Annotated in this window: 9 protein-coding genes; 1 reads left to right on the top strand and 8 read right to left on the bottom strand. The window is 70.2% G+C overall.

Annotation, left to right across the window (positions count from 1 at the left end):
• Nucleotides 1-43: 43 nt before the first annotated feature.
• On the bottom strand, nucleotides 44-673 hold the full coding sequence (locus VF139_14000; protein ID HEX6852506.1) for a CerR family C-terminal domain-containing protein: 630 nt from the start codon (nucleotides 671-673) through the stop codon (nucleotides 44-46).
• 449 nt (nucleotides 674-1,122) lie between these two features.
• Between VF139_14000 and lnt the strand changes: the two genes are divergently transcribed.
• Nucleotides 1,123-3,441: an apolipoprotein N-acyltransferase gene (lnt, locus tag VF139_13995; protein ID HEX6852505.1), complete on the top strand. Its 2,319-nt coding sequence runs from the start codon at nucleotides 1,123-1,125 to the stop codon at nucleotides 3,439-3,441.
• Nucleotides 3,442-3,445: 4 nt separating this feature from the next.
• On the opposite strand, the gene VF139_13990 is transcribed toward lnt, so the two are convergent.
• The 7 genes from VF139_13990 to VF139_13960 form a co-directional block, all read right to left on the bottom strand.
• On the bottom strand, nucleotides 3,446-3,868 hold the full coding sequence (locus VF139_13990; GenBank protein ID HEX6852504.1) for an SCP2 sterol-binding domain-containing protein: 423 nt from the start codon (nucleotides 3,866-3,868) through the stop codon (nucleotides 3,446-3,448).
• Nucleotides 3,869-3,882: 14 nt separating this feature from the next.
• Nucleotides 3,883-5,265 (bottom strand): FAD-binding protein, encoded by a 1,383-nt coding sequence (locus tag VF139_13985; GenBank protein ID HEX6852503.1) that lies wholly within the window; start codon nucleotides 5,263-5,265, stop codon nucleotides 3,883-3,885.
• A gap of 62 nt (nucleotides 5,266-5,327) precedes the next feature.
• A complete protein-coding gene (locus tag VF139_13980; GenBank protein ID HEX6852502.1) occupies nucleotides 5,328-7,166 on the bottom strand; it encodes a M48 family metalloprotease in 1,839 nt (612 codons plus the stop codon).
• An 8-nt stretch (nucleotides 7,167-7,174) separates the two neighbouring features.
• Entirely contained in the window at nucleotides 7,175-8,236 is a 1,062-nt protein-coding gene (selD, locus tag VF139_13975; protein HEX6852501.1) for a selenide, water dikinase SelD, read from the bottom strand.
• A 37-nt stretch (nucleotides 8,237-8,273) separates the two neighbouring features.
• A complete protein-coding gene (locus VF139_13970) occupies nucleotides 8,274-9,026 on the bottom strand; it encodes a hypothetical protein (GenBank protein ID HEX6852500.1) in 753 nt (250 codons plus the stop codon).
• Nucleotides 9,023-9,331 (bottom strand): hypothetical protein, encoded by a 309-nt coding sequence (locus VF139_13965; protein ID HEX6852499.1) that lies wholly within the window; start codon nucleotides 9,329-9,331, stop codon nucleotides 9,023-9,025. Before VF139_13965 ends, VF139_13970 begins: the two co-directional genes overlap by 4 nt.
• Nucleotides 9,318-9,583 (bottom strand): sigma factor-like helix-turn-helix DNA-binding protein (locus VF139_13960; protein ID HEX6852498.1); only part of this gene is annotated, 266 nt, incomplete at its 5' end. The genes VF139_13960 and VF139_13965, both read right to left, overlap by 14 nt.

Genomic DNA, 9,583 nt, shown 5'->3' with positions numbered 1-9,583 from the left:
ACGGGAACCGACGATGCGGCGGCGAGCAGGAGCGCTGCGGCGATCATGCGCGACCTCCGGCGGTGCCGCGGATCCCCGCGGCGGTGAAGGCGACGATGCGGTCGGCGAGCTCGTCGAAGGGGAACCCGAACGAACGCTCGTCGTCGAGCGTCCCGAGCCACGAGGCCATCTCGACGACGTGAAACAGCTGGCCGATGAAGACGTGCACGGCGAACCGCGCGTCTTCCGGAGCGAGCCGCGGCTCGAACCGCCGCACCGTATCCTCGAGGGCGCGCTCGATCGGATCGACAATGTTCTCGTTGCAGAACTCCGGGGCGAGGCGCGGCTCGGCCATCTCGCGGTGCGCGAGCTGGATGAAGCTGCGCGCGCGCCCGCGGTCGTCGAGCGGGCGGAAGATCTGCCACGCGAAGGCGCGAAGCACGCTCTCGAGCGTGGCGTCCGGGGCCTCGAGCGCCTCGCGAATCGCCTTCAGGCGGCGCTCGCGCAGTTCGTTCATGAGGCGCTCGCCGACCGCGCGGTACAGCGCCTCCTTCCCCCCGAAGTGGTAGTTGATCGCGGCGAGGTTGACCCCGGCGGCGGCGGCGAGGTCGCGCACCGAGGCCCCTTCGAAGCCCTTCTCGGCGAAGAGCCGTTCGGCGGCGTCGAGGATGCGGTCGCGGGAGGCTTCGCTCATTCCTTGACCTCGATAGGACCGAAAAGAGAAGCGAGTGTTCTAAACGAACGTTTGAACAAGTTCAAGGCCGGGTCGGTCAAGTCGCGAAAGCTGTCAAGGGCGAATCTCGCTTAAACGGCTTGTTTACATCGCGTTGGCGCAACCGCATCGACCCGGCGCGGCATCTTGCGTTCGGCGCCCGTTCAGTCGTTGATGTAGCGACATCATCGGGGCACCCCGACGGGCAGGAGGCGCGACCTCGCGAGGCGGACCTCGATGCTTCGAGACCATCGGTCCGCCCGGGAGCTCGCGCGCGCGGCGGTTGCGGCATCGGCAACCCGGTGGAGCGATCGGCGCGCGCGGCGGTCGTCGGCCGCCGCCCGCGCCCTCCGCGGCGCGGGAACGCAGAAATCGATGCGTACATTCGCCGGATCGAGAGGCGTCCGATGGGAAACCGGGCTCGTGAAATCGTGCGACGCGCCGCGCTGGGCGTCGCGTCCGCGCTGCTGCTGGGTGCGTACGGCCCGTACCCCGGCCTGAGTTTCCTCGTCGTGATCGGCCTCGTGCCCTGGACGGTTCTCTACACCGACCCTCGGCGTCCCGCGGTCTCGCTCGGCTGGTACTTCGGGAGCGCGTACCTCTACTGGCTCGTCGCCTACGAGAACGCGAGGACGTTCGGCCTCGTCGCGTGGTTCGCCTGCGCGCTTCTGTGCACCGTCCAGGGGCTGTGGGTTTTCGCCCCGCTCCTGCGCACGCTGTTTCGGCGGTTCGCGCTCCCCCGCACCCTTCTCGTGCCGATGGCGTGGGTGACGACGGAGTGGCTGCGCTCCTGGATGACCGTGTCGAGCTTCGACTACCAGGCGCTCGGCTACGCGCTCGCTCCGTTCCCCGCGTCGATCCAGAGCGCCGACGTGGTCGGGGTCCACGGGCTCTCGTTCCTCGTCGCGGCGGTGTCGGGGCTGATCGCCGACGTCGGGTTCGCGTGGCGCGACCGCCCGGAGGGTTGGCGCGCTTCGCTCGCGCGCCCCGCGATCGCGGTTGCGGTCGCGTGGGCGGCGTCGCTCGCGTACGCCGCCGTCCGCCTCACGCCGAACGCGGCCGCCGAGGGCCCCCGCGTCGCGGTCGTGCAGCCCAACGTGCGCCACACGATCCGCAACACGATCGGCGTCCACCTCTCGCAGATGCTGCTCACGATCGAGGAGATCCCCGCCCGGTCGGCCGACCTCGTCGTCTGGCCGGAGAACGCGATCCTCCAGGACGTCAAGCGCGACGAGGTGTTCCTCGAGGACCTCGGCTGGCTCGCCTCGCGCACGGGCGCGCCGATCCTGCTGGGCGCGTCGATCGGCACGCCCGACAACCCCCTCCGCACGAACAACAGCGCGATCCTCGTCGACGGCTCGGGCTCGATCCTCGGTCGTTACGACAAGCAGATCCTCTTCCCCTTCTCCGAATACGTCCCCTACGCCGGGGCCCTCGGCCACTTCCCCGCCTCGGTTCGCCGGGTGTACCTCGGCGCGATCCGCGGCGCGTGGGGATTCGTGCCGAACGGGGTCCCGGGGGACGGGATGCGACTGTTCCGGCTCGACTGGAACGGGACGTCGCTGCCGTTCGTGACCCTCACCTGCTGGGAGGCGATCGCTCCGCGACTGGCGTCCGAGGCCAGGCGCCTGGGAGCGCGGTTCGGCGTGCACATCACGAGCGAGGGGGAGGTCGGCGGCGTCGCGCACGAACACGCCTTGCGCCTTTGCATCCTCCGGGCCGTCGAGAACCGGCTGCCCTTCGTGCGCGCCGGCAACTCGGGCATTTCCTGCTTCATCGACTCGGACGGGAGGATTCGAACCATGCTGAACGCTGCCGGCGGCCCCACCGCCGCGGTCGGAACGCTCGTCGACCGCACGTCGATCGCGGACCCGTCGCCCACCCTCTACGCGCGCAGCCGGGGCCTGTTCGAGAAGGCCTGCGCGGGGATCACCCTCGCGCTCCTCGCGCTTGCGGTGGTGAGACGCCGCGCGGTCGGCCTGGTCGCCGCGCTGCTTCTGCTCCCCGGTTGCGCCCGGACTCCCGTCGCGCTCCCCCCGGAGGCGGCGCTCCAGCAGGCCACGCGCGCGTGCAGCGCCCAGCGCCTCGTCGACGCCGAGGCGTCCCTGCGCTCCGCCTGCCACAAGGAGTCGACCTGCCGATCCGCGATCGAGACCGCGGGGCGGTGCCTGCTCCGCGACCCGGAGCTCGCGTTCCAGTTCTTCGCGGACGTCGCCGAGCGCCAGCCCGCGCTCGCCGCCGACGCGACGGGGATCGCCGCGCACGCGTTGCGGCTGCAGAACCGCTACGCCGACAGCCGTGCCTGGTTCGAGCGCGCGATGCGGCTCGACCCCTCCAACCGCGTGCGCGCGATGTACGGGTCGCTGCTCGTGCGCGGGCGGGAATGGGATCGCGCGATCGAGGTGCTGCGCGATGCGAGCCAGCCGGAGTCGCTCGTCCTGCTCGGCCAGGCGCTGCGCTCTTCCGGACGCCCCGCCGAGGCGCTCCCGGTGCTCGAGGAGGCGCTGCGCCGGGGAGCGGACGCCGCCTCCGTGTGGCGCGAGATCGGGCGGGCGCGGACGCTCCTGGGGGACGAGGACGGCGCCGACGACGCCCTCCGGCGCGCGATCGAGGCGAAGCCGGACGAGCTGCTCTCCCGGTTCCTCGTCGCGCGGGAGGCGCTGCGCGACGGCCGCCTCCACGAGGCCGAAGGGCATCTCCTCGCGATTCAGGAGATCGAGTCTAGGCTCGGGCGCGGCCCCGCCGACTGATCGACTACAGGTCGAAGTCGGTGTCGATGGCCGAGCAGCACGAGACCATCGCGCGGTGCGCGGCGGTGTGCCTGAGCAACGTCATCTTGTCGCCGTCGACCTTCATCTTCCCGGTGAGGATGGCGGTCGCCGCCATCGACTTCCGCTCGAGGATGTCCTTCCAGAGCGAGAACGGGGCGCGCAGGGCGAACCCCGCTTCCGGGTGGTGCGCATCGCCGGTGAACTCCGCCCCGTGGCAGGTTCCCCTCGACAGGCGGATGAGCAGGTTGAGCCCGTTCGCGAGCTTCGCGTCCGGCTCGATGACGAGCATGACGTTCCCGTTGTACCCGTCGCCCCAGCCCGCCGCGGCGTTGCGGTACTCGCTCGAGCCGTTGACTTCCTGCACCAGCAACTGCGCCCACTCGGGGGTGCCGAACTTGATCGCCATCGTGGACGCCACTCCTACAGGGGAAGGAAGCCGGGATTGAAGATCCGGTCGGGGTCGAAGCGCCGCTTGAGCTCGACGAGCTCGTCCCACCGCGCCCCGTAGTGCTCGCGCCACTCCTCGGCGGTGAAGTTTACCCAGCCGGAGAGGTACCGCTTCGCGCCGAACATGAGCATGAGGCGGCTGGCGTTCTCGAGACGCTCCTTCGCCTCCCCCCAGAACTTCTGGGGGACGGCGGGAAGCAGCCCGAAGCCGACGAGGTTCTCCCCCTCGGGGACCTTGAAGTTCTTCGAGCGGGACGAGGTCCCCTTCGCCGGCCACAGCAGGACGTGCCCGCCGACCTGGATCCCGGGGTGCGTGTCGCGCAGCACCTCCTGGATGCAGTCGGCCGCCGTCTCCCACGGGAGGATGCACTCGATCCACGGGTGCATGAACTCCCAGGTCCCCGCCTTCTTCCACAGCTCGAAGACCGGCACCATGCGCTCGAGGAAGTCGATCGTCGGGCAGTCGTCCACGTAGAGGTTGTCGTAGGGGCGCAGCCCCGCGAGCATCTCGGCGTCGTTGGGCGGGTTCCCCTCGTCGTATTCGACGGTGAGGTGGAACGGATAGAACCACTTCGCGAAGACCTGCCGCACGCCGCCGACGGGACGCGTCCCCTGGGAGCACGGCGCCCCCCACGATTCGAGGTGGTCCCACTTCCCGCTGTCCATCGAGACGCGCGCGTCCTCGAGGAACACGCGCAGGTCGTCGTAGAGGAGGTAGTACGTCCGCGACATCGGCTTCATGCGCCGCAGCTGCAGACGGATGCGGGTCGCGATCCCGAACTGCCCGAGTCCGGCGACGACCCCCCAGAAGAGATCCTCGTTCCGCTCGGGGGAGCAGGTCACGACGCTGCCGTCTCCGGTGACGACGTCCATCTCGGCGACGTTGTCCCCCTGCGAGCCGTACTTGAACGACGCGACGCCGATCCCCGCCATCGACACGGTGCCGCCCACCGTCACGCCGAGGTTGTTGGTCAGCACGCGGGGGACGAGGTTCCAGCGCTTGAGGTGGTGCGTCAGGTCGCGCCAGACGACCCCCGGCTCGACGTCGACCGTCAGGTTGTCGTGATCGACGTCGCCGATGCGGTTCATCGACTTCATCTCGAGCAGGATCCCGCCGTCGCTGATCGCGAGCCCCGACTGGCTGTGCGCCGAGCCGCGATTCGAGAGGTGCAGCCGGTGCTCGCGCGCGAACGCGACCAGCTTCACGATGTCGCCCTGCGACTTCGGGTAGACCACGAACCGCGGGGTCCACTGGAAGACCCGGCCGTAGTTCGTCAGGTGCTCCGCGTTGTACTGCTCGGGCGTGTAGACCAGGCCCTCGAGGGCATCGACGAGAGGCGCGTACAGACGATCCATGGAGCTTGGAACCCCCGTGAAAAGGGGGGGAATGTACCGGGACTTCGCCCGCGCGGCCACCCTCAGAGGATCCGGGCCCCCTCCACCTTCTGGACCATCCCCTTCAGGAAGCCGTTGCCGGAGGTGAGTCCCACGATCATCGTGTCCCCGGGAAACCCCACGTCCTGCGCGATCTCGGAAACGAGTGTCACGATCCGCTTGTCGGTCCGGAGCCATCCGGCGCCGCTGACGACCAGGATCCACTTCCGGCGATCGGGGAAATGCTCCATACGCTTCCGGACGAGCCAGGCCTTCCCCAGCCCCTTCCGGTCGCGCAGCTGGTCAAGGAGCGCATCGACGACCGCCGTTTCCAGCCCGTGCGGCTCGAGGGGGTCGTCCTTGCGCAGGGTCTCGCGCTCGGCCCTCGCCGCCTCGAGCTTCGCCTCGTACAGCTCGCCGCGCTTGCGCCACGCCGCCGCCTCGTCGCGCCGCTCGCGCGCCCGCAGGAAGTCGTAGACGAGCCGGCTGACGAACGGGGTCGAGTCGGGATCGCTCTCGAGCGCCCGCTCGAGGAGCGCGATCCCGGATTCGTCCCCCTGCGACAGCCGGTGACGCGCGAGCGCGCCGAGCGGTCCCGCGAGCGCGCCGTTCATGGCGTGCACCTCCTCGTACCGGGGGATCGCCGCCTCGAGTCCGCGCAGCTCCTCGGTGAGCTGCGCGCGGCGGAACGCCTCGTCGGTCGAAGGCTCGCGATTGGCCTCGAGCGCCGCGAGCTCCTCTTCGGACTCGCGGTGCAGCCGGTGGCGCTCGCGCCATCGCGGCTCCACGGCCTCGAGCCACGTCCGCGACAGCGCCGCCTCGATCGACGGCAGCGCCGATCCGAGGTAGGCCACGTCGGCCGTCGTCGCCGGGGACTGCGGGACCGCCGGCTTCGCGCCGAGGGCGCGCAACCGGTCGGCGAGACTCGGGTGGGTGTCCGCCACGCCGGTGCGGACCTCGAGCGCGGCGTCGAGCGCCTCCTTCAGGACCTCGGTCCGCTCGTACGGCACGGCGCCGCCGAGGCCGTCGAACGGGCGCTCGGGAGGATCGGGCCGGAGCGTCACCGCATGGAAGAGCGCCGGCCAGTACCCTCCCTCGACGAAACGCGCGGCGACGTCGAGGCGCGCGAGCGCGGACGCCGCCGCCGGCGCTCCCGCCGCCTGCGCCGCGAGGCGGTCGGCCTCGTATTCGTGCTGGCGCGCCAGGACGAACGACGCCGCCGCGAAACGCGGATTGAAACGCTTGAAGAAACCGCTGACCAGCCAGTCCCCCCGCCCCTCCTTCTCGAGGTCCTCCACGATCCGGCCCCAGGTCGCCCGCAACCGGTAGATCCACGCGCCGATGGCGCCGTGCGCCTTCGAGAGGTGCCCGAACTCGTGCGCGACCACCGAGCGGAACTCGTCGGGGGTCAGAAGGCGCATGAGCGGAAGGCCGAGCGTCAGGTGGTTGCGGTGCCAGCCGAGAAAGCCCAGCCTCGGAATCTGCGAGATCGAGGCATTGAGCTGCCCGTCGATGCGGACGACGTCGGGCCTGGGCGCCCCCACCGCACGCCGCGCCTCCTCGATCATCGAGAAGAGCTCGGGGGCGTCGCGCTCGGTGACGACGAGGCCGTCGGGCGGGTCCATGCGCACCCACATCGCGCGCAGGACGATCCAGAGGACGAACCCGATCGGGAACAAGAGCTTGATCAGTCCACCCGCGTGCCCGGCGGCCGCGGCCCAGCACACGGCCACCGCCGCGGCGAGCAGCACGACGATCATGCCCAGCAGGTACGCATAGGCCCCGGCGGCCATCCCGGCCACGCGGAGCTTGTAGAGCGAGGGGTTGCGATTCGCCCGGGCTTCGTTCGCCAGGACGAGGGTGGTGAATTCCTTCTCGGTCATGCGTCAGGTCACACCACGCGGATCGTGCCCGCCTTCCCCGCGACCACCTCGCCGACCCGCCACACCGGTTCCTTCGAGGCCCGGAACCGCTCGACGAGCGCGTCCACCGCGGCGGGGTCCACCGCACAGAGCAGGCCGCCCGAGGTCTGCGGGTCCGTCAGCAGCGCGCGCTCCCAGCTTTCGAGCGGGCGCCGCAGGTCCAGGTACTCCCCGTAATACGCATCGTTGCGCTTCGAGCCGCCGGTCAGGTGGCCCTTTCTCGCGTAGTGCTCCGCGCCGGGAAGCCACGGGAGCTTGGCCCAGTCGAAGACGAGCGTGACCCCTGACTGGTGCGCGACCTCGTGGCCGTGACCGAGAAGGGCGAACCCGGTGACGTCCGTCAGTGCATGCACGGCGGGCCAGGCCTCGACGAGAAGCTTCGACGCCCTCGCCGACAGCCGCGCCATGCTCGCGATTGCGACCTCGAGGTCCTCGGCGGCGACCTTCTGCTTCTTGTGCGCGGTGGTCACGACGCCGGTCCCGAGAGGCTTGGTCAGCAGCAGCACGTCGCCGACCTTCGCCCCCGTCTTCTTCAGGACGCGATCGGGGTGGACGAGCCCGGTGACCGCGAGGCCGTACTTCGGCTCCTCGTCGGTCGTCGTGTGCCCCCCCGCGATCGCCGCGCCGGCCTCGAGGACCTTGTCCGCACCGCCGAGGAGGATCTCCGAGAGGACCTCGGGATCGAGCGATTCGGGGAACCCGACGAGGTTCATCGCGAAGATCGGAACGCCCCCCATGGCGTAGACGTCGGACATCGCGTTCGCCGCGGCGATCTGGCCGAAGGAGAACGGGTCGTCCACGACGGGCGGGAAGAAGTCGGCGGTCTGCACGATCGCGCGCTCGTCGTCGAGTTTCCACACGAGCGCGTCGTCGGGCTCGACGAGCCCGCGGAGGAGGTTCGGGAACCTGCCCGGGTCGAACATCCCGGCGAGCGGACGCAGCACCTGCGCCAGGGCCTCGGGGCCCATCTTGCTCGCTCAACCGGCGCAGGATGCGTAACTCGTCAGGCGGATCTTCTTGTTGCCGAACACGCGGGGGAGGTTAACAGAGGCGCGCCGCCGGCCGACTTCAGAATTGGGACACGCGGAGCTCGTAGGTTCCGCCCAGCAGGTCGAACTTCGTCGCCTCCACGAACTGCCCCGGGGGAGGCAGGATCACCTCGAACACGCGCGAAAAGCTCGCCGACGAGCGGGTCGCCGCGTCGCTGTCCACGACTTCGATCCTCCCCCGCAGCGGCACGGTTTCCGAGGCATTCCGGGGGATGAAGATCCCGATCGCGGCGCGACGGCCGCGTTGGCTGACGATCGTCTCCCCGTTCTCGCCCAGCGAGAACACCTGGACGTCCGGGCTCTCCTGCGCGATCTCGGCGTACTCCTCGCGGTTCGTGGCGAGCCGCGGGTTCATCAGATCCTCACGTGGGCGCCCGGGAACGAGACGACTCAGCCGGAACTCCAGGCGCACGGGGTCGCCTTTGGCGGAGGGCGGCGACGAGATCGCACGGGAGCCGGGCTTGCAGCGAACCACAATCGGCTTCGCGGAGTCCTGCGGGAACGTCACCTCGAGGTCGGCGGACGTCGCGACCGCCTCGAGCGCGGCCCGGAGCGGCACGTTCTCCAGTTGCATTCGGACGCGGCCGTTGACGCAGGGATCGACGTCGAGCTGGAGTTGCCCCGCCGCCTTCAGCATGTTCAGGACCGAGACTACCGGCACGTCCTCCGCGTTGAACGACACCGGCGTCTGCAGGGACGAGTCGCCCTTTTCGCCGCGCGCGGTGACGGCGGTTCCGAGCAGGAGGCAGCAGACCCAAAGAAGACGTCTCATCGCCTCACTCCATTTCGGTTTTCGTCGGGAAGTCGTTCGATCGACAGCACGATCGGACGTCGCCCCGACTCATCCACCCGTTCGATGTGCAACTCCACGCGCGTCGAACCGTCGCCCGGTGAGGGGCGTGTCGCCCACCAGCCGATTCCGATCAGTACCGCGGCGAGACACGCCGCCATCGAGTAGACCCAAGTGCGCCGACGCCGGCCCGGCAATCGCCCGCGAATCGACGCGACCTCGTCGGCCCGCAGCGATTCCCGCAGGAGATAGCCTTCGTCCGGGAGTTCGAGATCATCGGCGTTCATGCAGCTCACCCCTTCCGAGCCCCCGGGCCATTCGCTCGCGAATCTCACGCGTCGCCTCGTGCAGCGCCGTCCGCACCGCCGCCTCGCTGCACCGCAACGTCGCGGCCGTTTCCTCGACCGTCGCGCCGAGTCCGACGCGGAGCAGAAACACCTCTCGCTGCCGCTCGGAGAGCTCGCCGACGACCGCGGCGAGGCGAAGGCACTTCTCCCTGTCGAGCAGGGACTGCTCCGGTGTGGCCGGGCGGCCGCGTT

The sequence above is a fragment of the Candidatus Polarisedimenticolaceae bacterium genome (assembly GCA_036376135.1).
GTDB lineage: Bacteria > Acidobacteriota > Polarisedimenticolia > Polarisedimenticolales > DASRJG01 > DASVAW01.
The sequence above is the reverse complement of the archived record's forward strand: the minus strand, read 5'-3'. Positions and strand labels throughout refer to the sequence as shown.

Coding starts and splice junctions, on each gene's coding strand:
- VF139_14000 (HEX6852506.1), bottom strand. CDS start 673: ATGAGCGAAGCCTCCCGCGACCGCATCCTCGACGCCGCCGAACGGCTC.
- VF139_13990 (HEX6852504.1), bottom strand. CDS start 3,868: ATGGCGATCAAGTTCGGCACCCCCGAGTGGGCGCAGTTGCTGGTGCAG.
- VF139_13985 (HEX6852503.1), bottom strand. CDS start 5,265: ATGGATCGTCTGTACGCGCCTCTCGTCGATGCCCTCGAGGGCCTGGTC.
- VF139_13980 (HEX6852502.1), bottom strand. CDS start 7,166: ATGACCGAGAAGGAATTCACCACCCTCGTCCTGGCGAACGAAGCCCGG.
- VF139_13970 (HEX6852500.1), bottom strand. CDS start 9,026: ATGAGACGTCTTCTTTGGGTCTGCTGCCTCCTGCTCGGAACCGCCGTC.
- VF139_13965 (HEX6852499.1), bottom strand. CDS start 9,331: ATGAACGCCGATGATCTCGAACTCCCGGACGAAGGCTATCTCCTGCGG.